Source organism: Streptomyces sp. NPDC050485 (genome assembly GCF_044458185.1).
Taxonomy (GTDB): domain Bacteria; phylum Actinomycetota; class Actinomycetes; order Streptomycetales; family Streptomycetaceae; genus Streptomyces.
This window is the reverse complement of sequence record NZ_JBITHR010000007.1, coordinates 1-26945: the sequence shown is the minus strand read 5'-3', so window position 1 is coordinate 26945 and position 26945 is coordinate 1. Positions and strand designations below refer to the sequence as shown.

Annotated in this window: 8 protein-coding genes; 7 read left to right on the top strand and 1 reads right to left on the bottom strand. The window is 74.5% G+C overall.

Annotated features, from left to right (window positions below; all coding sequences use genetic code 11):
• Positions 1 to 92: 92 nt before the first annotated feature.
• The 6 genes from ACIBK6_RS16180 (at position 93) to ACIBK6_RS16155 (ending at position 22636) form a co-directional block, all read left to right on the top strand.
• On the top strand, positions 93 to 6680 hold the full coding sequence (locus ACIBK6_RS16180; protein ID WP_399051879.1) for an amino acid adenylation domain-containing protein: 6588 nt from the start codon (positions 93 to 95) through the stop codon (positions 6678 to 6680).
• Complete coding sequence (locus tag ACIBK6_RS16175; protein ID WP_399051878.1) at positions 6677 to 10429, top strand: condensation domain-containing protein; 3753 nt, start codon at positions 6677 to 6679, stop codon at positions 10427 to 10429. Before ACIBK6_RS16180 ends, ACIBK6_RS16175 begins: the two co-directional genes overlap by 4 nt.
• Positions 10426 to 20718 carry an amino acid adenylation domain-containing protein gene (locus ACIBK6_RS16170; protein WP_399051877.1) on the top strand — a complete coding sequence of 3431 codons (10293 nt, stop codon included), beginning with the start codon at positions 10426 to 10428 and terminating at the stop codon, positions 20716 to 20718. The genes ACIBK6_RS16175 and ACIBK6_RS16170 overlap by 4 nt, the downstream gene beginning before the upstream one ends.
• Complete coding sequence (locus ACIBK6_RS16165) at positions 20715 to 20942, top strand: MbtH family protein (RefSeq protein WP_399051876.1); 228 nt, start codon at positions 20715 to 20717, stop codon at positions 20940 to 20942. The genes ACIBK6_RS16170 and ACIBK6_RS16165 overlap by 4 nt, the downstream gene beginning before the upstream one ends.
• A 51-nt stretch (positions 20943 to 20993) precedes the next feature.
• Positions 20994 to 22292: a Zn-dependent hydrolase gene (locus tag ACIBK6_RS16160; RefSeq protein ID WP_399051875.1), complete on the top strand. Its 1299-nt coding sequence runs from the start codon at positions 20994 to 20996 to the stop codon at positions 22290 to 22292.
• 146 nt (positions 22293 to 22438) lie between these two features.
• Positions 22439 to 22636, top strand: a complete 198-nt coding sequence (locus ACIBK6_RS16155) for a hypothetical protein (protein ID WP_399051874.1) — start codon at positions 22439 to 22441, stop codon at positions 22634 to 22636.
• 68 nt (positions 22637 to 22704) lie between these two features.
• Here the strand turns inward: ACIBK6_RS16155 and ACIBK6_RS16150 are convergent, their stop codons facing one another.
• Complete coding sequence (locus ACIBK6_RS16150) at positions 22705 to 25701, bottom strand: AfsR/SARP family transcriptional regulator (protein WP_399051873.1); 2997 nt, start codon at positions 25699 to 25701, stop codon at positions 22705 to 22707.
• A 287-nt stretch (positions 25702 to 25988) separates the two neighbouring features.
• Here ACIBK6_RS16150 and ACIBK6_RS16145 point away from each other — a divergent pair, with 287 nt between their 5' ends.
• Positions 25989 to 26855, top strand: coding sequence for a GNAT family N-acetyltransferase (locus ACIBK6_RS16145; protein WP_399051872.1), 867 nt, complete (start codon positions 25989 to 25991; stop codon positions 26853 to 26855).
• Positions 26856 to 26945: the final 90 nt, after the last annotated feature.

Here is a 26945-nt window from a genome sequence, read left to right as displayed (position 1 = left end):
CAGGCACTTTCCCCTCCCGGCACGCTGAAGGGCACGGTTCAACCATGGTCAGTGGGACGCGGCAGTCCGAAGACCCGAGAGACCCGAGTGACATGGCCATCCTCGACCTCCTCCTGGCGGCGGAGGGCGTCGACGTCCCGGCGCAGGAGCCCTCGGCGCCGGCCGCGTCCGACGACGCCCGGCCGGCCGCCGCGACCGGCCCGCTGTCCTTCGCCCAGCGCCAGATGTGGTTCTTCGAGCAGTGGCAGCCCGGCACCGCGACCTACAACGTGGGCACGGCCTACCAGGTGGCGGGGCCGCTCGACGCGGGCGTCCTGGAGCGGGCCGTCGCCGAGGTGGTGGCCCGGCACTCCGTGCTGCGCACCGGGTACGTCACGGTCGACGGCGAGACGGTCCAGGTGGTGCGCGGCGTGGCCGAAACCCCCTTCCAGCGGCGCGACCTGACCGCGCTGGACGCCGAGCGGCGCGCCGCCGCCGCCGCGACCCTCGCCGAGGAGGAGGTGCGCCGTCCGCTGGCGCTGGCCCAGGGGCAGCCGCTGCGGCTGCTGCTCGTCCGGCTCGGCGCGGACGAACACCTCCTGGTGCTGACCGTCCACCACATCGCCTGCGACGGGCTCTCGCTCGACCTGCTCCTGGGCGACCTAACCGCCGCCTACGAGGCGATCGAGGCGGGTGAGCCCTGGCGGCCGGAGCCGGCCCCGCAGTACCGGGACTTCGCCGCGTTCGAGCGCGAGCAGTGGGCCGCGGGCCGCATGGACGGTCAAGTGGCGTACTGGAAGCGGCAGTTGACCGGAGCGCCGCAGGTCCTCGAACTGCCCGCGGACCGCCCCCGGCCGCCGCAGCAGACCTTCGTCGGACGCACCCTGACCGTGCCGCTGCCCCCGCACACCGCGGACGCGGTGCGGACCGGTGCCGCCGCACACGGCACGACCGAGTTCACCGTCCTGCTGAGCGCCTTCTTCGCCCTGCTCGCCCGCGCCACCGGCCAGCAGGACCTGATCGTGGGCACCTCGGTGGCCACCCGTGACCACGACGGGCTCGGCGGCACGGTCGGGCTGCTCGTCAACACCCTTCCGTTGCGCGCCGACCTGACCGGCAACCCCTCCTTCGCCGAGCTGGTCCGCAGGGTCGCGGCCACCGCCGCCGACGGATACGCCCACCCCGACGTCCCGCTGGAGCGGCTCGTCGACGTCCTCGGCCTCGACCGGGTGCTCAGCCACAGCCCCGTCTTCCAGACCGTGTTCGGCCTCCAGCGCGAACCCGCGGGCGGCCACCGCCTCGGACGGGCCGAACTGACCGCGAGCGCCCCCGAGCGCGGCACCGCCAAGTTCGACCTGACCTGGAACGTCATCGTCGGCCGGGACACCACCCGCATGGAGATCGAGTACAACACCGACCTCTTCGACGAGACCACCGTCGCCGCCACCGCCGACCGCTATCTGCGCCTCCTGGACGCGGTCCTTACCGAACCCGCCGTCCGGCTCGGCGAAGTGGACCTCCTCGACGCCGCCGAGCGCGCCGCCCTCACCGGGCCCCCGGCCGCCGCGCGGCCCGCCCGCCCCGTGCACGAGCTCGTCGCCGAATGGGCCCGCCGCGCCCCCGACGCCGTCGCGCTCACCGACGGCGGCCAGTCGCTCCCGTACCGCGAACTCGACGTCCGCGCCAACCAGTTGGCCCACCACCTGCGCTGCGCCGGAGTCGTCCCCGGCGACCTCGTCGGCGTGTGCGAGGAGCGCGGCGCCGACCTGGTCGTCGGCCTCCTCGCGGTCCTGAAGGCGGGCGCCGGATACCTCCCGCTCGACCCGCACTACCCGACCGAACGGCTGCGGCACCTCCTCGAAGACTCCGGTACCCGCGTCGTGCTCACCCGCTCCGGACCCGAGGCGCGGCTCCCGCAGGGCCCCTGGAAGGTGATCGACCCGGCCGCCGAGGCAGCGGCCGTCGCCGCCGCGCCGACCACCGCCCCCGAAGTCGCGGTGTCCGGCGACGACGTGGCCTACGTCATCTACACCTCGGGCTCGACCGGCCGGCCCAAGGGCGTCCAGGTCACCCACCGCAACGTGGCTCGGCTACTCACCGCCAGCGCCCCCTGGTTCGGCTTCGGCCCGGCCGACGTGTGGACGCTGTTCCACTCGTACGCCTTCGACTTCTCGGTGTGGGAGACCTGGGGCGCGCTCGCCCACGGCGGCCGGCTCGTCGTCGTCCCGTACGCCACCAGCCGCTCCCCGCAGGAATTCCACGCGCTGCTGCGCGCGGAGCGGGTCACCGTACTCAACCAGACGCCGTCCGCCTTCCGCGCCCTGGAAGCCGTCGACGCCGAGGCGCCCGGCGCGCTGAGCCTGCGCCTTGTCGTGTTCGGCGGGGAGGCCCTGGACCTGGCGAGCGTGGGCCGCTGGTTCGCCCGGCACGGCAGCGACGAGCCCCGCCTCGTCAACATGTACGGCATCACCGAGACCACCGTCCACGTCACCTACCGGCCGCTCGGCCCCGCCGACGTGGCGGCCGGCGGGAGCCCCATCGGCATCCCCGTCCCCGACCTGCGGGTGTACGTCCTGGACCGCTGGGGCAGCCCCGTGCCCACCGGGGTGCCCGGCGAGCTGTACGTCGGCGGGGGCGGCGTCGCCCTCGGCTACCTGGGGCGGCCCGCGCTGACCGCGGCCCGCTTCCTGCCCGACCCGTTCGGCGCAGAGCCCGGCGCCCGCCTCTACCGCACCGGGGACGTGGGGCGCCGCGACGCCCGGGGCGAGCTCGAATACCTGGGCCGCAACGACGACCAGGTCAAGGTGCGCGGGTTCCGCATCGAGACCGGCGAGGTCGAGGCCGTGCTCGTCGGCCATCCCCTGGTCCGCGCGGCCGCGGTGACCGTCCGAACCGACGGCGGCCAGGCGCCCCGCCTCGTCGGCTACGTCGAGGCGGCCGGGTCCCTCTCCACCGGGGTGCTGCGCGAATACCTCGCCGGGTGGCTGCCCGAGCACATGGTGCCCGCCGCGTTCGTGGTCCTCGACGAACTGCCGACGACCGCGCACGGCAAGGTCGACCGGGCGGCGCTGCCCGCCCCGGACTCCGCGCGCCCTGAACTCAACCAGGAGTACGCGGCCCCCCGGGACGCCGCCGAGCAGGCGCTCGCCGACGTGTGGGCCGAGGTCCTGGGCCTGGACCGGGTCGGTATCCACGACAGCTTCTTCGACCTCGGCGGCGACTCGATCCGCAGCCTCCAGGTCATCGGCCTCGCCAAGCAGCGCGGCTGGGAGATCTCCCTCCAGGAACTGTTCCGCACCCCCGTCATCGCCGAACTCGGCGCGCGGGCACGGCCGGTGGAGCCGACCGGTGCCGACCGGGGCATCGCCCCGTTCTCGATGCTGAGCGCCGACGACCGGGCCGCACTGCCCGAGAGCCTGGAGGACGCCTTCCCGATGTCGGTGCTCCAGACCGGAATGATCTACCACATGGAGCTCGACCGGGAGAACCTGCCATACCACAACCTCAACAGCTTCCATCTGCGCGCCCCCTTCGACGCGGAGCTGTTCCGCCGCGCCATGCAGGACGCCGTCGACCGGCACCCCATCCTGCGCACCTCCTTCGACCTCGGCACCTACCAGGAACCGCTCCAGCTGGTCCACCCGTCGGCCGAACTCCCCATGGTCGTCGAGGACGTGCGGGGCCGGTCCGAGCAGGAGCAGGAACAGGTGCTGCTCGATCTGTTCCACGCCGAGCGGCAGCGCCCCTTCGACCTCGCCGAGCCGCCGTTCCTGCGGTTGTTCCTGCACCGCCGCACCGACGACACCTTCCAGTGGTCGCTCACCGAACACCATGCGATCTTCGACGGCTGGAGCCTGTTCACCTTCCACGCCGAGGTCTTCCAGCGCTACCTCCAGCTCCTCGCCGACCCCGGCAGCCGGCCCGTCCCCTCGCCGCGCTCCTCCTTCCGCGACTTCATCGCCCTGGAGCGGGAGACCGCTGCCGCCCCCGAGGAGCGGCAGTACTGGCTCGACAAGTACGCCGACTACACCCCGGTCACCCTGCCCCGCTGGCCCGACGACGACAACGGCCCGGCGGCCGCCCTCAGCGAGGACACCTCGATCACCGGGCGCACCGAGGACGGCGTACAGCACTGGCGGTTCACCTCCAACCGCGAAGCCACCCACCGCTCGCTGGAGGCCCTGCTCTCCGAGGACGTCGTGGAGGGCCTGCTCGACCTCGCGGCCCGCACCGGAGTGCCGTTCAAGACGGTCCTGCTCACCGCCCACCTCAAGGTCATCGGGGCGGCCACCGGCCGGCCCGACGTCGTCACCGGCATCACCGCCAACGGCCGCCCCGAGGACGTCGACAGCACCGAGGTCTGCGGCATGTTCCTCAACATGCCGCCGATCCGGGTGGACCTGAGCGGCGGCACCTGGGGCGACCTCGTCCAGCGCGTCCACCACGCGGAGGAGGAGCTCCTGCCGCACCGCCGCTACCCGCTGGCCAACATCCAGTGGGCACTCGGCCAGTCGGAGCTGTTCGACAACACCTTCGTCTACAACCACTTCCACGTCATGGCCGACGTCCTCGGCTCCGGCGTCTCGGTGCTCGGCAACCGCGTCGAGTCCACCGGCGACTACCGCGCCGAGCCCACCAACTACTCGCTGTCCACCGGCTTCCTGCGCGACCCCCGCTCGATGCGTGTGCTGCTCCGACTCGACTACTACACCGCCAAGCTCGCCGACGCCCAGGCCGAGGCGATCCGCGGCTACTACCTCGCGGTGCTCGCCGCGATGGTCCACGACGGGGCCCGGCACGAGGACTTCTCCCCGCTGGGCGCGGTGGAGCGCCGCCGGATGCTCCGTGAGTGGAACGGCCCCGCCCGCGACTACCCGCTCGACCGCTGCGTCCACGAGCTCTTCGAGCAGCAGGTGCGCCGCAACCCGGGGGCCGTCGCCGTGGTCGACGGACAGGGCGAGCTCAGCTACGAGCAGCTCAACCGCCGCGCCAACCAGCTCGCCAGGTTCCTGCGCGACCAGGGCGCCGGGCCCGAAACGGTGATCGGGGTCTGTCTGCACCGCGACACCGAACTCGTCGTCGCCCTCCTCGGCATCCTCAAGTCCGGCGCCGCCTACCTGCCGATGGACCCCCAATACCCCGCGGACCGACTTGAGTTCGTGCTCCAGGACGCGGGCGCCACCGCGGTGCTCACCGACACCGCGCTCGCCGGACGGGTCCCGCAGGGCCCCTGGGAGGTGCACCGCCTCGACCGGATCGCCGGGCGGACCGCCGCACTGCCGGGCGACGACCTGGGCCGCACCAGCACCCCCGACAACCTCATGTACGTCATCTACACCTCCGGCTCCACCGGCCGGCCCAAGGGCGTCCAGGTCGCCCACTACGGCGTCGTCAACTACCTCGGCTGGTGCGAGGAGGGCTACGCCTCGCGCGGCTCCGGCGGCGCACCCGTGTTCTCCTCGATCGCCTTCGACATGATCGTGCCCAACCTCTACACCCCGCTGATGATGGGCGAGCGGCTGTGCATGCTGCACGACGGCCTGGACTCCATCGAGCTGGCGGCCCGCCTCACCGAGCTCGCCCCGTTCAACTTCGTCAAGATGACCCCCGGCCACCTCGACCTGCTCGGCCAGCTGCTTGGCCCCGAGCAGGCCCGCACGCTGGCCGCCACCCTCGCGGTCGGCGCCGACGCCTTCCCCAGCCGCAACCTGAACAGCTGGCGCCAACTCGACCCGGATTCAGTTGTGTTGAACGAGTACGGGCCCACCGAGGCGTCCGTCGGCAACAGCGTCCACTTCATCGACGCCCCCCTCACCAGCGAGCTCGTCCCCATCGGCCGCCCCATCCCCAACACCACGATGTACGTTCTGGACGCGGCCCTCAACCCGGTGCCGGTCGGCGTGACCGGCGAGCTCTACATCGGCGGCGCCTGCGTGGTACGCGGTTACGCCGGGCGGCCGGGGCTGACCGCCGACCGCTTCCTGCCCGACCCGTACGCCGCGCAACCCGGCGCCCGCATGTACCGGACCGGCGACCTCGGCCGCTGGCTGCCCAGCGGGGCCCTGGACTTCCTGGGCCGGGTCGACGACCAGGTCAAGATCAACGGCTACCGGGTGGAACCCGGCGAGGTCGAGGTCGTCCTCGCCGACCACCCGGCCGTCACCCAGGCCGTCGCCGCCGTCCTCGGCACCGAGCGGGGCAGCCGCCGGCTGGTCGGCTACTACGTGGCCGGCGGCCCCGTCACCGAGGCCGAGCTGCACGACCACCTCGCCGCGCGGCTCCCCGAATACCTGCTGCCCAGCACCCTCATGCGGATCGACGCCGTACCGCTCAACGCCAACGGCAAGGTCGATCGCAAGGCGCTGCCGCACCCGCGCGCCGAGGCAGCAAGGGACGGCGCGGGCCACCAGCCCCCGCGGACCCCGCTGGAGGAGCTCCTGACGATGGCCTGGGAGGACCTCCTGGACGTCAAACGGGTCGGCCGCGACGACTCCTTCGTCGCCCTCGGCGGCAACTCCCTGCTCGCCACCCAACTCACCTTCCGCCTCCAGCAGTTGCTCGGCATCGAGATCGAGCTGGCCGCCGTGCTGCGGGCCCGCGATCTGGCCGACCTGGCCCGTGTCCTGGGCCGTGGCGTCACCCGCCAGCTCGGCCAGGACGTCGCCGACGTCCTGCTCGCCCCCATCGAGGACCGGTCGTGAGCCAGGACCCCTTCGCCCGGCTCACCGGCCTCACCCCGGCCCAGCGCGCCCTGCTGAACAGCCGGGTCACCGCCCGCGCCACCGGCCCCGAGCTGCGGCCCGCGCCCCGGGACGGCGACCGGCCCGCCTTCCCGATGTCCTCGGCCCAGCGGCGGCTCTGGTTCGCCCACCAGAACGCACCCGCCGGCGCCCACTCCCATGTGCCGCTGCTGTGCGAGCTGACCGGCGCCCTCGACGGGGCCGCCCTGACCGCCGCCGTCCAGGACCTGGTGGCCCGCCACGAGATACTGCGCACCCGCTTCCACGCCGACGGCCGGGCCGTCGGCGACGCGGTGTTCCAGCAGCGGGTCGAAGCGCCCGGCACCGCACCCGTCCTGGTCCCCGTCGAGGTGACCGACGAGGCGCACGCCCGCCGGGTGGCGGCGGACCTCGCCGACCGGCCGTTCGACCTCACCCAGGACCCGCCGCTGCGCGCCGCGCTGCTCGTCCTCGCCCCGGACCGGCACCAACTGGTCCTGGTCCTCCACCACATCGCCTTCGACGCCTGGTCCGAGCGGGTGCTGTGGGACGAGCTCAGCGCCTCCTACGCGACCCACGGAACAGCGCTGGGGCGCCCCGAAGTCCAGTACGGCGACTACGCGTTGTGGCAGCGCGACCGGGCCGACGCCCCGGCCGTGCGCCGCCACCTGGACTACTGGCGCGGCCGCCTCGACGGTCTTGTGGAGACCGACCTGCCCGCCGACCGGCCCCGCCCGCCCAGCCACGACGGGGCCGCCGACCGGCTCCGCGTCAGCTACGGCCGGGAGCTGTCCGAGCGGCTGCACGCCCACTGCCGCACCACCGGCACCACCCTGTTCACCACCGTGCTCACCGCGTTCATGGCCGTCCTGCACTGCTGGACCGGCGCCGCCGACCTGGCGGTCGGCTCGCTGGTCGCGGGCCGCACCCACCCGCTCACCGAGGGCCTCATCGGCCCCTTCGTGAACACCGTCGCCCTGCGCGGCGCCCTGCCCCCCGGTGCCACCCTGCGCGATCTGCTCGCCCAGCACCACGACTCGGTGCTCGACGCCCTCACCCACCAGGACGCCCCCTTCGAACGGGTCGTGGACGCCCTGCGCCCGCTGCGCGACCCGAGCCGGCACCCGCTGTTCCAGGTGCTGTTCCAGGTCGACGGCGCGACCACCGAGAGCATGCACCGGCTGCGGCTGGCCGGCGTCGAGGTGACGCCCATCGCCCCCGAGGGCTCCACCGTCGGCGTCGACCTCGTGGTCGGCGTCACCGACGAGGCCGACGGGCTCGCCGTCGTCGTCGAATACCGCACCGACCTGTACGACCACGACACGGTGGCCCGCCTCACCGATCACCTGCGGACCATGCTGACGGCCTGCGTGGACCGCCCCGACACCCCCGTGACGGACGTCGACCTGACCGGCCCCGCAGACCGCGCCCTGCTCACGGCCTGGGCGCAGCCGCCCGCCGCCACCACCCCGCACACCGCCGAACTCCCCTCTCTGTACGGGGTGTTGCTGGACGGCCCGCTGCCCGGCCGCCCCGTGCGCGTCCTCGACCGGGCCGGCCGGGACATGCCGGTGGGCTCGATCGGTGAGCTCCACCTGGACGGCGCACCCACCGGACGGCTGGCCCGGTTCGCCGCCGAGGACGGCCTCGAACTGCGCGGCTGGGCCGAGCAGTTGACCGTCCTGCACGGCATACGCGTCGACCCCGGCGCGATCGCGGGCGCACTGGCCCGCCGTCCGGGGGTCGCCGCAGCGGCCGTCCGCGTCGACCGGCGGCCCGGCGCAAAGCCCCGGATCATCGGCTACGTCGCCGCGCACGGGCCCACCGCCGAGGGCATCCGGGCCGCCCTGGGTGCCGAGCTCCCCGGCTATCTGCTGCCCGACACCGTCGTCACCCTGGACGCCATTCCGCTCACTCCGCAGGGCCGCCCCGACCTCGCCGCGCTCCCGGTGCCCGCCCCCGAGCCGGCCGGCGAGGCCGAGGCGCCCCGCGAGCGCATCCTCGCCCGGCTGATCGCCGGCCTCCTCGGACTGCCCCAAGTCGCCCCCGACGACAGCTTCTTCGACCTCGGCGGCGACAGCATCCTCGCCCTCCAACTGGTGATCCAGGCCCGCCGGGAAGGCCTCAAGATCAGCCCGCGCGACATCTTCCGCCACCGTACGCCCGCCGCCCTCGCCCGTGCCGCCAAGGAACAGGCCCCCATCACCGCGCACGAACCGGCGTCCGCCGCGACCGGCACCGTCCCGCTCACCCCGATCATGCACTGGCTGCGCGAACTGGACGGCCCCACCGGCCACTACCACCAGTCCGTCCTGCTCCAGGTCCCCGCCGGGCTCCGCGCCGAGCCGCTCGGGGAGGCCCTGGCCGCGCTGCTCGACTGCCACGACATGCTCCGCGCCCGGCTGCACCGGACCGCCGCCGGGCAGTGGAGTCTGGAGGTGCCGCCCGCCGACCCCGCCGCCGCCCGCCGCCTGCTGCACCGGGCCGACGCCCGGGGCCTGACCGGACCCGGGCTGCGCGCGCTGATCGACCGCGAGAGCGCCGCCGCGGGCGCCCGCCTCACCCCCGACGACGGCGTGATGGTCCAGGCCGTCTGGTTCGACGCCGGACCCACCGCCCCCGGCCGGCTCCTGCTGGCGGTGCACCACCTGGTCGTGGACGCGGTGTCGTGGCGCATCCTCGTCCCCGACACCGAGGCCGCCTGCCGCGCCGCCCAAGCGGGCCGCGCCCCCGTCCTGGAACGGCCCGCCACCTCCTTCCGCAGCTGGGCCCGGCACCTCGAACGCCGGGCCGGAGACCCCGCCACCACCTCCGAACTCGCCACCTGGACCCGCCTGTTGGAAGGCCCCGTACACCCACTGGCGGCTGGCGCCCTGGAGCCCGCCCGCGATGTGGTGCGCACCGCCCGTTCGCTGAGCCTGGAACTGCCCGCCGCCGACACCGCCCCGCTGCTCACCGACGTCCCCGCGGCCTTCCACGCCCAGGTCAACGAGGTCCTGCTGGCCGCCCTGACCCTCGCGGTCACCGACTGGCAGCACCGCAGGGGCCGCACCGCGCCCGGCGCCCTGCTGGTGGACGTCGAGAGCCACGGCCGCCACGACAGTGGCGACGGCCTCGACCTGTCCCGCACCGTGGGCTGGTTCACCAGCGTGTACCCGCTGCGCCTGGACGCGGGACCGGTCGACCTCGCCGACGTGTGGCGCGGCGGCGCCGACGCGGGCCGCGCGGTCAAACGCGTCAAGGAACAGATCCGCGCGGTCCCCGACGGCGGGCTCGGCCACGGCATCCTGCGCCACCTCGACGCGGACACCGCCCCCGCCCTCGCCCGGCCCGCCCGGCCCGAGATCGCCTTCAACTACCTGGGCCGCTTCACCGCCGCCCCCGCCGCCCCCGCCGGGAGCGACGGCTGGGGCCCGGCCCCCGAACAGGGCCTGCCCGGCGGCGACAGCGACCCCCGCATGCCGCTCGGCCACCCGCTCGAACTGAACGCCGCCGTCCGCGACCTGCCCGCCGGGCCGACTCTGACCGCCACCTGGTCCTGGCCCCCGGCGCTGCTGGCCGAGCCGGACGTACGCGACCTGGCCGACGCCTGGTTCCGCGCCCTCGGGGCCCTGGCCGACCACGTCCGGCGCCCCGGTGCCGGTGGATTCACCCCCTCCGACCTGCCCCTCGTCGGCCTCGACCAGAAGCAGATCGAACAGCTGGAAGCCGCGTGGAGGACCACACGATGACATCAGCCGACTTCACGGACATCCTGCCGCTCGCCCCACTGCAGGAAGGCCTGTTCTTCCATGCCCTGTACGACACCGACGCCGAGGACGTCTACCAGGTCCAGCAGATCTGGGATCTGGACGGCCCGCTCGACGCACCCGCGCTGAAGGCCGCCGCCGAGGCCCTCCTGGCCCGCCACGCCAACCTGCGGGCCGCCTTCTGGCACGAGGGCCTCGACCGGCCCGTCCAGGTCATCGCCCGCGAAACCCCGCTGCCCTGGCGGGAGTTCGACGTCAGCGAGAGCGCCGACGCGCAGGCCGAGGCGGACCGCATCGTCCACGCGGACCAGCGCGAGCGCTTCCGGCTCGACCACCCCCCGCTGCTGCGGTTCACCCTGATCCGCCTCGCACCCGAACAACACCGGCTCGTCCTGTCCAACCACCACATCCTGCTCGACGGCTGGTCCATGCCGGTGCTCCTGCGCGAGCTCTTCACCCTCCACCGCAACGGCGGCCGCGCGGACGCCCTGCCGCGCCCCACCCCGTACCGCGACTATCTGGCACTGCTCGCCGGCCAGGACAAGGAGGCCGCCCGGACCGCCTGGCGCGCGGCCCTGGCCGGCCTCGACGGGCCCACCCTGGTCGCCCCCGCCGACCCCGCGCGCCGCCAGGCCTACCCCGAACTCGCCGAGACCGAGCTGACCGAGGAGACCACCGCCGCCCTGACCGCGTTCGCCCGGGCACACGGCCTCACCATGAACACCGTCGTCCAGGGGGTGTGGGCGCTGCTCCTGAGCCGCTGGACCGGCCGCGACGACGTCGTCTTCGGCGCCACGGTGGCCGGTCGGCCGCCCGAACTGCCGGGCGTGGAAACCATGGTGGGCCTCTTCATCAACACCGTCCCGGTACGCTGCCGGCTCGACCCCGCCGAATCCCTCGCCGCTCTGCTGACCCGGCTCCAGCGCGAGCAGGCCGAGCTGATGGGCCACCAGCACCTCGGGCTCTCGGAGATCCAGCGGCTCGCCGGAACAGCTGAACTCTTCGACACCGTCACGGTGTTCGAGAACTACCCCGACAGCGAAGGGGCGCCCGCCGAGGACGGGCCGCGGATCACCCCGGTCGCCTCCCGGGACGCCGCGCACTACCCGCTCACCCTCAGCGCCGCCCTCGGCAGCCGGCTCCGGCTCCAACTGAGCTGTCTGCCTGACCTGTTCGACCAGGAGGCCGCCGAGCGGCTGCTGTCCCACGCCCGGCAGGCGCTGTGCGAGGTGGCCGCCGACCCGGACCGCCCCGTCGGCCGCACCGAGATCCTCACCGCCGCCGAACGCCACACCGTCCTGACCGGCTGGAACGACACCGCCCGCCGGTTCCCGGCCGCCGCCCTGCCCGAACTCTTCGCGCGGCAGGCCGCCCGCACCCCCGACGCCGTCGCCCTGGTCTGCGCCGACGAACGCCTCAGCTACGCCGAGCTCAACGCACGCGCCAACGCGCTGGCCCACCACCTCATCGCGCTCGGCGCCGGCCCGGAACGGACGGTGGCGCTCGCCCTGCCCCGCACCCCCGACGCCGTGGCCGCCCTGTTCGCCGTCCTCAAGACCGGCGCCGCCTACCTGCCCGTCGACCCCGAACAGCCCGCCGAGCGGATCGCGTTCCTACTGGCCGACGCCCGGCCCGCGCTGGCCCTCACCACCGCGGCCGCCCAACTGCCCGCGGACCCAGGCGTCCACGTCGTCGCCCTGGACGACCCCGGCACCGTACAGGCCCTGGCGCAGGCCCCCACCAGGGACATCACCGACGCCGACCGCCGCGCGCCGATCGGGCCGCACACCCCCGCCTACGTCCTGTACACCTCAGGCTCCACCGGCGCCCCCAAGGGCGTGGTGATCGAACACGGGGCGCTGGCCAACCTGTTCCACGACCACGTGCAGGACATCTACCGCCCCGAGGCCGAGCGGGTGGGCGACTTCAAGGCGGGCCTCAGCGCCGCGCTGTCCTTCGACACCTCCTGGGTGACGCTGCTGTGCATGGTCGCGGGCCACGAGACACATCTCCTGACCGACGACGTACGGCGCGACCCCGAGGCCATGGTCGAGTACGTCCACACCCGGCGCCTCGACTTCCTCGACGTCACCCCGACCTATGCCGAGCAACTCCTCGCCGCCGGACTGCTCGACGAGGGCCGGCACCGCCCCGCCGTCGTCGCACTCGGCGGCGAGGCCGCCGGCGAGGAGCTGTGGCGCACCCTGCGCGAGACCTCCTCGGTGCGCGCCTACAACCTCTACGGTCCGACCGAGTGCACCGTGGACACCCTCGGCTGCCGCCTCGCCGACAGCGCACAGCCCGTGATCGGCCGGCCGCTGCGCAACACCCGCGCCTACGTCCTGGACGACCGGCTGCGCCCCGTCCCGATCGGCTTCCCCGGCGAGCTGTACCTGGCCGGGGCGCCGCTGGCCCGCGGCTATCTGCACCGCCCCGCGCTGACCGCCGAACGTTTCGTGGCCTGCCCGTTCGGGGCGCCGGGGGAGCGCATGTACCGCACCGGCGACCGCGTGCGCCGCCGGGCCGACGGGCAGGTCGAATACCTCGGCCGCACCGACGACCAGGTCAAGATCCGCGGCTTCCGCATCGAACCCGGCGAGATCGCCGCCGCCCTGACGGCCCATCCGGACGTCACCCAGGCCGCGGTGACCGTACGGGAGGACTCGCCCGGACTCAAGCGCCTGGTGGCCCACTTCGTGCCGGCGCCCGGCGCCCCGGTCGGCCCGTCCGAGCTGCGCAAGCACCTGGCCGCCACCCTGCCCGACTACATGGTGCCCGCCGCCTTCGTGCCGCTCGACGCGCTCCCGCTGACCCCGCACGGCAAGCTCGACCAGCGGGCCCTGCCCGCCCCCGACCTCTACGACACCCTCGTCGGGCAGCCGCCGCGCTCCCCGCGCCAGGAGATCCTCGCCGCCCTCTTCGCCGAGGTGCTCGGCACCTGCCCGGTCGCCGTCCACGACGACTTCTTCGCGCTGGGCGGCCACTCGCTGCTCGCCACCCGCCTGGTCAGCCGGATCCGCTCGACGCTGGGCGTGGAACTCGCGGTGCGCGCCCTGTTCGAAGCGCCCACCGTGGCTCGCCTCGCCATCCGCATCGAGGGCGCCGAGGCCGCGCGCCCGGCGCTGGCCGCGGCGCCCCGGCCCGAGCGGATCCCGCTCTCGGCCGGCCAGCGCCGACTCTGGTTCCTGGACCGCTTGCAGGGCCCGGGGCCGACGTACCACACCTGCGAGGCGATGGCCCTGACCGGCACGCCCGACCGGGAGGCCCTGAGGTCCGCCCTCGCCGACCTGACCGGCCGGCACGAGAGCCTGCGCACCGTCTACCCCGACGCCGACGGCAACCCCTGGCAGCACATCCTCGCCCCGGCCGAGGCCCGCCCCGAGCTGCACACCAGCGAGGTGACGGAGGATCAGCTGCCGGGCGCGCTCGACGAGGCGATGGCACAAGGCTTCCGCCTCGATGCCGAAATCCCGGTACGCGCCCACCTGTTCACCCTCGCGCCCACCCGGCACGTGCTGCTCCTGGTGCTGCACCACATCGCCGACGACGGGCTCTCCGCCGGGCCCCTCCACCGTGACCTGTGGTCCGCCTACGCCGCCCGCAGCGAGGGCCGCGCCCCGCAGTGGGCGCCGCTGCCCGTCCAGTACGCCGACTACGCCCTGTGGCAGCACACCGTGCTCGGCGACGAGGAGGACCCCGACAGTCTGCTCGCCCGGCAACTCGGCTACTGGACCGGCCAGTTGGCCGATCTGCCCGCCGAACTGCCCCTCGGCGCCGACCGGGTCCGCCCCGCCTACGCCGAAGGGCAGGGCGCGATCGCCCCCTTCCGGCTGGCCCCCGACGCCCACACAGCCCTGGTGCGGCTGGCCAGGGAGAGCGGAGTCACGCTGTTCATGGTGCTCCAGTCGGCGGTGGCGGCGCTGCTCACCCGGCTCGGCGCGGGCACGGACATCCCGCTCGGCACGGTCGTGGGCGGGCGCGGCGACGACGCCCTCGACGACCTCGTCGGGTTCTTCGTCAACACCCTCGTGCTGCGTACCGACACCTCCGGCGACCCCACCTTCCGCGAACTCCTCAGCCGGGTCCGGGAGACGGACCTCGCCGCCTACACCCACCAGGACCTGCCGTTCGAGAGGCTGGTGGAGGCCCTCAACCCCGACCGGGTGCCCGGCCGCCATCCGCTCTTCCAGACCATGCTGACCCTGCGCACCCCGCCCGCCGCCCGGCACGAACTGCCCGGGCTGCACGTCGAACCCCAGCCGGTCGGCTCCCCGGCCGCCAAGTTCGACCTGTCCCTCGACTTCGCCGAACGCCTCTCGTCCGAAGGCCGCCCGGACGGCATCGACGGCGAACTCGTCTACGCCCAGGACATGTTCGACCCAGCCACCGCCGAACGGCTCACCGAAGGACTGCAGCGGCTGCTCGCCGCCGTGGCCGCACGACCGGAGCAGCGCCTCAGCGCGATCGAGCTCCTCGACCCCGCCGAGCGCCACCAGGTCCTCGTCGAATGGAACGGCTACGACTGCCCGGCCCCGGCCACCGACCTGGTCACCGCCTTCGCGGCCCAGGTCGCCGCCACCCCGGACGCCCCCGCGCTGACCGACGGCGAACACCGGCTCAGTTACTCCCAACTCGACTCCTGCGCCGACAGGTTGGCCCAGCGGCTGCGGTCGGCCGGGGTGACCCCCGAGGCGCGCGTCGCCCTGCTCATGGCACGCTCGGCCGACCTGGTCGTGGCGGTCCTCGCCGTCCTCAAGGCGGGCGGCGCCTACGTCCCGCTCCAGCCCGACCACCCCGCCGCCCGGCTGCGGCTCGTCACCGAGGACACCGGCGCCCGGCTCCTGCTGACCGACGCGACCGGTGGGGCCCACCCCTTCGCCGCCGAGACCGGGGCGGCCGTCCTCGACGTGACGGGCTGCGCGGCCGACCAGGTGCCCGGCGACCCCGTGCCGCTCCCCGCCCCGCACCCCGACCGGCTCGCCTACGTCATGTACACCTCCGGGTCCAGCGGCGGCCCCAAGGGCGTCGCCGTCACCCACCGCGACATCACCGGCCTCGCCGTCGACGGGGCCTGGACCGAAGGCGACCACCGAGCGGTCCTGCTGCACTCCTCGCACGCCTTCGACGCCGCCACGTACGAGCTGTGGGTTCCGCTGCTGACCGGCGGCCGCGTCGTCGTGGCACCCCCCGGCACCCCGACCCCCGCCGTGCTGCGCCGGCTGATCGCACAGCAGGGGCTGACCGCGCTCTGGCTGACCGCCGGGCTCTTCGCGGTCCTCGCCGACGAGGACCCGGGCTGCTTCGCCGGGCTGCGCGACGTGTGGACCGGCGGCGAGGCGGTCTCCCCGCGGGCCGTCTGCCAAGTCCTCGCACACTGCCCCGACCTGGCGGTCACCAACGGCTACGGGCCGACCGAGACCACCACCTTCGCCACCCGGCACCGGCTGCGCGCACCGTACGCACCCGGCGCCCGCGTCCCCATCGGCCGCCCCATGGACACCATGCGGGCGTACGTCCTCGACGCGGCGCTGCACCCCGTGCCGACCGGCGCCCGCGGTGAGCTGTACCTCGCGGGCGCCGGGCTCGCCCGCGGCTACTGGAACCGCCCGGCGGCGACCGCCGAACGCTTCGTAGCCTGCCCGTTCGGCGCACCGGGGGAGCGGATGTACCGCACCGGCGACCTGGCCCGGTGGACCCGGGACGGGCGGCTTGAGTTCGCCGGACGGGTCGACGACCAGGTGAAGATCCGGGGCTTCCGGATCGAGCCCGGCGAGATCGAGGGCGTGCTCGGCCACCACCCCGACATCGGCCAGGTCAAGGTGATGGTTCGTCAAGAAGTGGCGGGCGGGCTCACCTTGGTGGCCTACGTGGTCCCGGCCGGCGGCCGCGCCCCCGACCCGGACGCGGTGCGCGAGCTGGCCCGTGCCGAGCTGCCGCCGCACCTCGTGCCGGACCTCTGCGTCGTCCTCGACAGGTTCCCGCTCACCGCCAACGGAAAGGTCGACCACCGGGCGCTGCCCGTGCCCCGGGCGGCCGCCACGGCCGGACGGGCGGCACAGAGCCCGGCGGAAGAGCTCCTGGCCGAGCTGTTCGCCGGCATCCTCGGCCGCGGCACGGTCGGTGCCGACGACGACTTCTTCGCGCTGGGCGGCCACTCGCTGCTCGCCACCCGCCTGGTCAGCCGGATCCGCACCGTCCTCGGCGTGGAGCTGCCGGTGCGCGCCCTGTTCGAGGCGCCCACCGTCGCCACGCTCGCCCGGCGCCTGCCGGGCGCGGAGGCGGCCAGGCCCGTCGTGCTGCCCGCGCCCCGCCCCGAGCGTCTGCCGCTGTCGTACGCCCAGCAACGCCTGTGGTTCCTCGACCAGTTCGAGGGCCCGGGCCCCACCTACAACGTGCCCGTGGCGATCACCCTGTCCGGGGCCGTCGACACCGCCGCGCTCGCGGCCGCCCTGCAGGACCTGACCGACCGTCATGAAACGCTGCGCACCGTACACTTGGGCCACCACGGGACGCCGTACCAGCACATCCTGCACGGCGCGGACGCCCGGGTGACGCTGCACCGGGTCACCCTCGCCGAGTCCGAACTCGAACACGCCCTGGAGACCGCCGCCGAGCACGTCTTCGACCTCGCGGCCGACCTGCCGCTGCTCGCCGCCCTGTACACGGTCACGCCCACCGAGCACGTCCTGCTCCTGGTCATGCACCACATCGCCACCGACGGATCCTCGCTGGCCCCCCTGGTGCGGGACCTGTCCACCGCCTACGCCGCCCGCACGGACGGCCGCGCCCCCCAGTGGCCGCCGCTGCCCGTGCAGTACGCCGACTATGTGCTGTGGCAGCGCGAGACGCTCGGCACCGAGGACGATCCCGACAGCCTCATCTCACGGCAGCTGGCGTACTGGTCCGAGACCCTCGCCGGCCTCCCGGACCAGCTGGCGCTGCCCTTCGACCGGCCCCGCCCCCACGTGGCCGCCTACCATGGCGCCACGCTGCGCTTCGGCCTGGACGCCCGGCTGCACGGCGCGCTCGCGGGCCTGGCCAGGGAGAACGGCGTCACGCTGTTCATGGTGCTCCAGTCGGCGGTGGCGGCGCTGCTCACCCGGCTCGGCGCGGGCACGGACATCCCGCTCGGCACGGTCGTGGGCGGGCGCGGCGACGACGCCCTCGACGCCCTCGTCGGCCTGTTCGTCAACACCCTCGTGCTGCGGACCGACACCTCCGGCGACCCCACCTTCCGCGAACTCCTCACCCGGGTCCGGGAGACGGACCTCGCCGCCTACACCCACCAGGACCTCCCCTTCGAGCGACTTGTCGAACTCCTCAACCCCGTCCGGTCGATGGCGTACCACCCGCTGTTCCAGGTCAAGGTCGCCCTGCACAACACGGAGCGGGCGGCCCTGGACATCGCCGGCCTGCACGGCGGCGAGCTGCCCATCGGGAGCAGCATCGCCAAGTTCGACCTGTCGCTCGACTTCTCCGAGCGGCGCCGCCCGGACGGCGGCCCCGACGGTATCGACGGCGACATCGAGTTCAGCACCGACCTGTTCGACCAGAGCTCGATCGAGCTGCTCCTGGCACGGCTGACCCGCCTGCTCACCGCAGTGGTGCGCGACCCGGACGCGCCGATCGGAGCGGCCGACCTGCTCGGGGCGGGCGAGCGGCGCCGCGTACTGACCGAGTGGAACCCGCCGGGGCGGCACCTCCCCGCCGCCGGAATCAGCGAGCAGTTCGAGGCGCAGGCCCGGCGCACCCCGGACGCCCCCGCCGTGCAGTGCGGGCCGCACCGCCTCACCTACGGCGAACTCGCCGCCAGAGTCGGCGAGTTGGCGCGTCACCTGGCCGCCTCCGGAGTCGGCCCCGGCACCCGGGCCGCCCTGATCCTGCCCAGGACGCCGGACGCGGTCGTCGCCATGCTGGCCGTGCTGCGGACCGGAGCGGCGTACGTCCCGATCGACGCGGCCACCCCCGACGCCCGGATCGCCGTCGTCCTGGACGACATCCGCCCGGCGGCCGTGCTGACCACCACCGCCCTCGCCCCGCGCCTGACGGCCGGGCAGCCGGTCGTCGCCCTCGACCAGCCGCTGCCGCCCGCCCCCGCCGAGGTGTCCGAGGCGGCTCGCCCCGGGCCCGACGACCCGGCCTACATCATCTACACCTCCGGATCGACCGGCCGCCCCAAGGGCGTCGTCGTCACCCACGGCGGCCTGCTCAACCTCCTGGGTACCCTGGGCCGTGAGCTGGGCCTCGGCCCCGGCGAGCGCTGCATGACCGTCGCCTCGTTCGGCTTCGACATGTCCGTCCTGGACATCTTCGCCACCCTGGCCGGTGGCGCCACCCTGGTGCTCGCCGACCACGACGAGGTGCGCGACCCGGCCGTCCTGACCGACCTGATCCGCACCAGCGGCACCACCGTACTGGCCGCGACGCCGACCCTGTGGAACCAGCTCATGGCCCAACGCGCCGATCGCGTAAGGGACTTGAACGGGCTGCGGGCGGTCGTCGGCGGCGAGGCGGTCACCGAGCACCTGGCGCGGGCGATGCACCGGGGCTGCACCGAGGCCGTCAACGTGTACGGGCCGACCGAGGCCAGCATCTGGTCCACGACCGCCCCCCTGGTGGCCGAGGCAGTCCCCGGCACCCCGCCGATCGGCCGCCCGCTGCCCAACACCGCGGCGTACGTCCTCGACGCCCGGCTGAACCCGGTCCCGCCCGGCGTGCCGGGGGAGTTGTACCTCGCCGGGGCCCAACTCGCCCTCGGCTACTGGCGGCGCCCCGGTCTGACGGCGGAACGCTACGTCGCCTGCCCGTACGGGCCGCCCGGCGGGCGGATGTACCGCACCGGCGACCTCGCCCGGTGGCGCGCCGACGGACAGCTGGAGTTCCTCGGCCGCGCCGACGGCCAGCTCAAGCTGCGTGGCCACCGCATCGAACCCGGCGAGATCGAATCGGTGCTCGCCGCCCACCCGCGCGTCGCCGCCGCCGCGGTCGTACTCAGGGAGGACGGGCCCGGCGACGCACGCCTGACCGCGTACGTGGTGCCCGCGGCCGGGGACCCGGTGACGGCTCAGGCGCTGAACGAGCACGCGGCCGCACTGCTGCCCGACTACATGCTGCCGGCCGCGTTCGTCCTCCTCGACGCCCTGCCGACCACCGCGAGCGGCAAGCTCGACCACAAGGCGCTGCCCGCCCCGGCGCACCCCGGCCCGGCCGCCGCGGGCCGCGAGGCGGGCTCCCCGCTGGCGGCCGTCCTCGCCGCGCTCTTCGCCGACGTCCTGTCGCTGCCTTCGGTGGGTGCCGACGACGACTTCTTCGCGGCGGGCGGTCACTCCCTGCTCGCCGCCCGGCTCGTCAGCCGCATCGAAGCGGTGCTCGGGCGCGAGGTCCGGGTCCGCGACCTGTTCGAGGCGCCCACCCCGAACCGGCTCGCCGCCGCCCTCGCCCAAGAGCCCGGGCACGACGGGGAGTCGGACGCGCTGGACGTGCTGCTGCCGCTCGGCGCCGGCGGAACCCGGGCCCCGCTGTTCTGCGTCCACCCGGCGCGGGGCCTCGCCTGGAGCTACGCCGGGCTCGTACCCCACCTCGGCGCGGACCGCCCGCTGTACGGTATCCAGGCCCGCGGCCTGGCCGGCGACGAGGCGCTGCCCGCCACCCTCGACGACATGGCCGACGACTACCTGGCCCGGATCCTGGCCGTCCAGCCGGCCGGCCCCTACCACCTGCTCGGCTGGTCCTTCGGCGGGAACGTCGCGCACGCGCTGGCGGCCCGGCTGCGCCAACTCGGCCACGAGGTCGCCCTGCTGGCGCTCCTCGACGCCTACCCGCCGGACGCCTCGGCCGCCCGTGCGGCGGACGGCGCGGACACCGATGTGGTCACCGCCCTGCTCCACGACCTCGGACACGGTGCCGTCCTGCCGCAACACCCGGTACCCAGAGCCGAGTTGAAGAGCTTCCTCGACCGGCACGGCAGCGCGCTGGCCGGACTCGACGAGCGGCGGCTCGACGCCCTCCTGGAGATCTTCGACAACAACCTCCGGCTGCTGCGCACCGCCGCACCGCCCGTGTACGACGGCGACGTGCTCTTCTTCACCGCCGCCCAGGACCTCGCCGACGGCGAGGAGCCCGCCCGGGCCTGGCAGCCGTACCTCGGCGGCCGGTTCGAGGAACACCGCATCGACTGCGCACACCAGCACATGACCCGTCCCGACCCGCTGGCCGAGATCGCCGCGGTGATCGCCACCCGCACCCTCCCGGAAAGGGCACCCCGCCGATGACAAATCCCTTTGACGAAGCAGCCGATGCAGCCGAAGGCGCCGAGCGCTGCTTCGTGGTCCTGCGAAACGACGAGCACCAGTTCTCCCTGTGGCCCGCCCACCTCGACGTGCCGGCCGGCTGGGCCGTCGTGTACGCGGCCGCCGACCGGCAGTCGTGCCTGGATCACATCGAGCGGCGCTGGACGGACATGCGCCCGCGCGGCCTGGCCGAAGCCACCCCCTAGAGCCATGACCGAGCTCTCCGCGTCCCTCCGTACGCCCCCAGAAAGGCATCCATGAGCAGCTCCGCGACTCCCCGGTCGGGCATCGAGCCGGGTATCGACACCTTGGACATCCCCACCGCAGACATCGACGCGGACCGGCTGCTCGGCCGTATCGAGGCCTTCGCCAGGATCGGCCGGGACGCCGGCGGCGGCATCACCCGCGAAGGCTTCAGCGGCGCCGACCTCGACGCCCGCGCCCTCCTGATGCGCGAGGCGCGCGCGGCGAGCCTGGTCCCCTCGGTGGATGCGGCGGGCAACATCCTCATACGGCGCGCCCAGGCGGGCCCGGCGCCGGTGGACCGCAAGGTGCTCCTGATCGGCTCCCACCTGGACACCGTGGTCAACGCGGGCCGCCTCGACGGCGCCTACGGGGTCCTCGCCGCCCTCGAAGTCCTCCAAGTCCTCGCCGAGTCGGGCACCGACCTGCCCCACGAGCCGGTCGCCATCGCCTTCGCCAACGAGGAAGGGGCCCTGTTCCCCCAGCCGTTCTGGGGCTCCATGGCACTCGCCGGCCGCCTCGCGGAGCTGCCCGCCGACCCGTGCGACCACAGCGGCCAACCGCTGCGCGGCCCGCTGGCGCGGGCCGGCGGTGACCTGGACGCGCTGAAGACCGCCGTGTGGCCCACCGAATCGGTGGCGGCCTACCTCGAACTCCACATCGAGCAGGGCCCGGTCCTGGAGCGGGCGGGCACCCGGATCGGCGTGGTGGACGCCATCACGGGACGTACGGTCCTCACCGTCGACGTCACCGGCGCCTCCGGCCACGCCGGCACCACCCCCATGGACCACCGTCGGGACGCGATGGCCGCCGCCGCCCGCATGGTGTCCGCCGTCGAACGCGTCGCCAAGGACGACGCGCTGTGCCGGGTGGCCACCGTCGGCCGCCTCGAAGCCCACCCCAACTCCCCGAACACCATTGCCGGTTCGGCCCGGCTCACCGTCGACCTGCGCGACACCGACCCCGGCCGGCTGGAACACGTCGAAGCCGCCGTACGGGAGGCGCTGCGGACGATCGCCGGGCAGACCGGCACCCAGGTCGAGTTCGTCGCGGCGACCCGGTCGTCGCCGGTGGCCACCGCCCCGGCGCTGCGGGCCGCCATCGCCCGCAGTGCCGAGGAGCTCGGCCTCGCCCACCAGACGCTGCCCAGCGGCGCGGGGCACGACGCCCAGATGGTCGCCGACATCGCCCCCATCGGCATGATCTTCGTGCCGAGCATCGGCGGCGTCAGCCACGTCCCGGAGGAGGACACCTCGCCGGCCGATCTGCTGAGCGGCGCCCGGGTGCTGCTGCGCACCGCGCTCCGGGTGTGACGCGGCGGGGCGGGGCAGCGACCAGGGGCACATGACAGCGGCCTGAGCGGCGGCCGGCCGGTGTCTGAGCGGCGCGTATATCGGATGTAGATCGGGGCTGCGCACAGTGGGACTCCCGCACACCGTCCCAGCAGACAGGACCTTCTATGAAGAGATCCGTGCATTTCCTCAGCCGCCGCGCCGCCCTGCTCGTTCCGTCGGCGCTCGCCGCCGCTCTGACCGTGGTCGGTATGACCGCCTCTCTGGCCGCGCGGGCACCGGCCGCCGACCGCACGGAGTTCCGGGCAACCAACGGATCCCCCAACCCCTCGTCGGACCTGGCCGAATGGAACAGCAAGGCCTGACCCGCCGGGGCACGTCCGCCCGGGCCCGCTTCTCCCCTGTGAGCGGCCCGGGCGGCACCCTCCTCCGGCTAGGCGGTGCGGTCCACGGCGGCGAGCTCGGCGATGAGGGCCGCTGCTTCGGCCGCGTCGGGCAGCCGGATGCCGCTGAACACCGTCAGCGCCTCGCGGGCCTGCGCCAGCGCCTCGTCGCGGCGCCCGATGCCGAGCGAGACCCGGGCGAGCACCAGCAGCGCGTTGCCCCGGTCCCGGTCGGTGCCGGCCGTCCGGCGGAAGTGGGCAAGGGCCCGCTCCGCCTCGCGCAGCGCCGGCTCGAACCGCCCCAGCGCGCGCAGGGTGTCGGCCCGGCTGTAGCGGGCCTGCGCCGCCTGCCCGGGCATGTGCCCGGCTTCGCACAGCTCCAGGCACTCCTGGAAGCTGGCCAGCGCGTCCGGGTACCGCTCCAGGGCGTGCAGGGCCAGGCCGCGCACGCGCAGCGCGTGGGCCGCTCCGTGCTGGTCCGCGACCTCCCGCAGGGACGCCAGCGCCTCGTCGCAGGCATGCACCGCCTCGTCAGCGCGGCCGCTGCACAGCCGGGTCATCGCCGCGTTGAGCAGGGTCGCCAACTCGCCCGAGCGGTGGCCCAGTTCGCGGGCCAGCGACAGCGCCTGGTCGAAGCAGTGGGCGGCGTCGTCGTAGCGCCGCTCGAACTGGGCGATCACCCCGAGGTCGTTGAAGGTCTGGCGCAGGATGACGGTGTCGCCGGCCCGGCGGCAGGCCTCGGCGGCCAGTTGGTTGTGCCTGCGCGCCTCCGCCAGCTGGGTCACCTGGAGGGCCGCGTTGCCGCACACGAACCCGGCCCGCCCGGCGGCCCGGTCGCAGCCCCGCGCCCCGGCCGCCTCGGCCACCGCCCGCGCGGCGGCGGCGAGCCGCAGATAGGGGATGTCCCGGCCGAACGGGCTGAAGGCGACCAGGAGATCCGCCGCCGTGTCGAGCAGTGCGGGCGGCACGGCGGCCGGGTCGCGGACCGCGAACTGGAGGGCGTGCACCGCCCCGTCGAATTCGTCGGTGACCCAGGCCCGGGCGGCGGCCAGATCGGTGAAGCGGGGCGCCCGCGGGTCGCCGGGGGAGAGGGTGTTGTGCACGGGGTCGCCCGGCACCATCTGCTGGAATGCCGAACCAGCCGCCCCCAGAAGGTAGTTGAGCAGCCGGTGTGCCACCGGGAGACCGGGCGCCCCGCGCGCGTCCCGGCCGTCGCCCTCGTCCCGGATGCGGGCCGCCACCGCCTCGGGCAGCTGCTGGGCGAAGGCCTGCACGAGCGCGTGGTAGCGGTAGCGGCCGGGCCGCGGCGACTCCAGGAGCGCGGCGTCCACCAGCGATTCGAGCAGCGTCTCCGCCTCGTCCTCCGGCAGCTGCAGCGCGGCCGCCGCGGCGCCCAGGCCGATGCCCGGCCGGGCTACCGGCGCGAGCCGCCGGAAGACCGCCGCCTCCTCGGCCGGCAGCTGCCGGTAGCCCACCTCGAACGCGGCGGCCACCGCCAGATCGCCCGCCCGCAGCTCGGTGAGGTACCGGCGCTCGTCGGCGAGCCGCCCCGCGAGGAAGGCCACCGTCCACCCGGGCCGGGTCGCGAGCCGCGCGGCCACGATGCGTACGGCCAGCGGAAGCCGTGCGCAGGACGTCACCAACTCGACGGCGGCGGAGTGCTCCTGGGAGGCACGCAGGGCGCCGATGACCCGGCCGAGCAGCGCGAGCGCCTCCTCGGTGCTGAACGCGTGGAGGCCCACGTCGACGGAGGTGGGCAGCCCCGCGAGCCGGGCCCGGCTGGTGATCACCACCGCGCAGTCGGCGGTTCCGGGCAGCAGGGGTCTTATCTGCGCGACGTCCCGGGCGTCGTCCAGGAGCAGCAGGACGCGCCGCCCGTCCAGTACGGTCCGCAGCAGCCGGGACCGGTCCTCGAGGCCGTCGGGCAGCTTGGCGTCGGGCACGCCGAGGGCGGACAGGAAGCAGCCGAGGACGCCGCCGGGGTCGGCCGGATCCGGCCCGGTGCCGCGCAGGTCGGCGTACAACTGGCCATCCGGAAAGCGGCCCTTGACCCGATGTGCCACCCGCAGCGCAAGGGTGCTCTTGCCGATGCCGCCCATGCCGCTGATCGCCGCCACTGTCAGCGTGGCCCGGTCGCCCGCGGTGAGCGCCTCGCACAGCTCGTCCACCGTGCCGATGCGGCCGGTGAAGTCGGCGGTATCGGGGGGCAGTTGGGCGGGCCGGGAGGGCGGCGGCGGGATCGGGTGCGTGGGGGAGAGGGCGGCGGGTGCTGGCTCGGGCGCCATCAGGCCGGGGTCGTTGGCGAGGATCCGCTCGTGCAGCGCCCGCAGTTCGGGGCCCGGGTCCACCCCGAGCTCGGCGGCGAGGACCTGCCGGGCCCATGAGAAGGCGGCGAGTGCGTCGGCCTGCCGGCCCGAGGCGTACAGCGCCCGCATGAGGAAGCCGTACGGCCGCTCGCGCAGCGGGTATTCGCGGGTGAACGCGGTGAGGCCCGGTATCGCCTGCGCGTGCCGGGACAGCAGCAGATCGTGGGCGAATCGTTCCTCCAGGAGGTTCAGCCGCAGCTCCGCGAGGCGGTGCCGCTCGTGCTCGGCGAACGGCCCGGGCACCCCGGCCAGCGGCACGCCCTGCCACAGCGCGACGGCCTCGTCCAGGATCCCGGAGCACTCCTCGTGCCGGCCCTGCCGGTGGGCCCGGGCCGCGGCGTCCGCCCGCTCCTCGGCGCGATTGGCGTCCACGGCGGACGGCGGCACGGTCAGCCGGTAGCCGTCGCCGGCCGACACGAGGAGCCGCGGCACGGGGCCCGTCTCAAGGCGCTGCCGCAGCCGCCACACGTACGTGCGCAGACTCGCCACCGCCGAGTCCGGCGGGTCCTCGCCCCACACCGCGCGCACCAGCTCCCCCAGGGACGCCGCGTGACCGGAGCGCAGCAACAGCGCGGCCAGGGTGGCCTGTTGCTGCGGTGGCCCGGCGGGACCCGCACTCCCCCCGATCCGAATGCGCACGGCACCGAGCACGACGAACTGAACGGCCTCCACCATGGCCATGTCCCCTCTCCCCGTCGGCATCCCCCCCAGGGCCGACCTCGGGATTCTCTCCCGCCAACCGGACCAATGACCACATGTGCCTCGGCCGACACGGCGTACCGGTCGAACGGAAGGACGGCCACGAACGATCCCGCGTTCCCCACGCCGGAGACCGCTGACGCGTACGAGCCGGTAACAAGGGGTGCGGCGCCCGCCCCCTCGGCAGCCCGGCCCCTCGAAGGAAGGCCATGACACCGCCCTGCCGGAAACCCGGTGCGGACTGTCGTGCGGTGGTGTGTGATCGGGGTATGGCGATTGAGTTGGGCAAGCCGGGAGTCGACGGGCTGAGCGAGGCTGTGGGCGTGCTGCGGGAGTGGCAGTACGAAGGGGCGCCGATGCAACTGCATCCGGGGGACCTGGGCTGGTTCTGGCGGTGGGGTGCGGAAGCGACGGCCGCGGCGGTCAGGACGTGGAGCCGGGACGGACGGATTCTCGCCGTCGGGCTGCTGGACGGTCCCGGGCTGTTGCGGCTGACGATCGCGCCGGACGCTCAGCGGGAGGAGGAGCTTGCACGCCGGTTGGTCGAGGACGTGACCGAGCCGGAGCGCGGCGTGCTGCCCGGGGGGAAGGCGAACATCGAGGCGCCGATGGGTGCGCTGGTCCAAGACCTGCTGTTCGAGGACGGCTGGAGCACCGACGAGCCGTGGACGCCGCTGCGCCGCGACCTCACGGAGCCGGTGAATGACCCCGGCGTGCGGATCGAGGTGGCCGGGCCGGAGCAGGCGCGCGTGTTTGCCGCCGTACTTCGGGCAGCGTTCGACGGGTCGAGGTTCACGGACGAGCGCTGGCACGCGATGGCGGCCGGCCTGCCGTACGCCGACGCACGGTGTCTGGTCGCGTACGACGACCGGGGCAACGCGGTGGCGGCGGTGACGGTGTGGTCGGCCGGTCCGGGCAGGCCCGGGTTGCTCGAACCGATGGGCGTGCACCGGGAGCATCGCCGTCACGGCTACGGCGAGGCGATCACCGTCGCCGCGGCGGCCGCACTGCGGGAGCTGGGCTCGTCGAGTGCGATCGTCTGCACCCCGAGCGCCAATGTCGCCGCCGTCGCCACCTACAAGTCAGCCGGCTTCCAGCAACGCCCCGAGGTCCGGGACCGATACCGGGACGCCTAGTAGGACTCCGTTAGGTCTTCCTATTAGTCCTGATCGCGAGCATGTTGGGAGTGTGGACGTACATGAAGTGAACCGTGTCCGGGCGATGTT

Coding starts and splice junctions, on each gene's coding strand:
- ACIBK6_RS16180 (WP_399051879.1), top strand. CDS start 93: ATGGCCATCCTCGACCTCCTCCTGGCGGCGGAGGGCGTCGACGTCCCG.
- ACIBK6_RS16170 (WP_399051877.1), top strand. CDS start 10,426: ATGACATCAGCCGACTTCACGGACATCCTGCCGCTCGCCCCACTGCAG.
- ACIBK6_RS16165 (WP_399051876.1), top strand. CDS start 20,715: ATGACAAATCCCTTTGACGAAGCAGCCGATGCAGCCGAAGGCGCCGAG.
- ACIBK6_RS16160 (WP_399051875.1), top strand. CDS start 20,994: ATGAGCAGCTCCGCGACTCCCCGGTCGGGCATCGAGCCGGGTATCGAC.
- ACIBK6_RS16155 (WP_399051874.1), top strand. CDS start 22,439: ATGAAGAGATCCGTGCATTTCCTCAGCCGCCGCGCCGCCCTGCTCGTT.
- ACIBK6_RS16150 (WP_399051873.1), bottom strand. CDS start 25,701: ATGGCCATGGTGGAGGCCGTTCAGTTCGTCGTGCTCGGTGCCGTGCGC.
- ACIBK6_RS16145 (WP_399051872.1), top strand. CDS start 25,989: ATGGCGATTGAGTTGGGCAAGCCGGGAGTCGACGGGCTGAGCGAGGCT.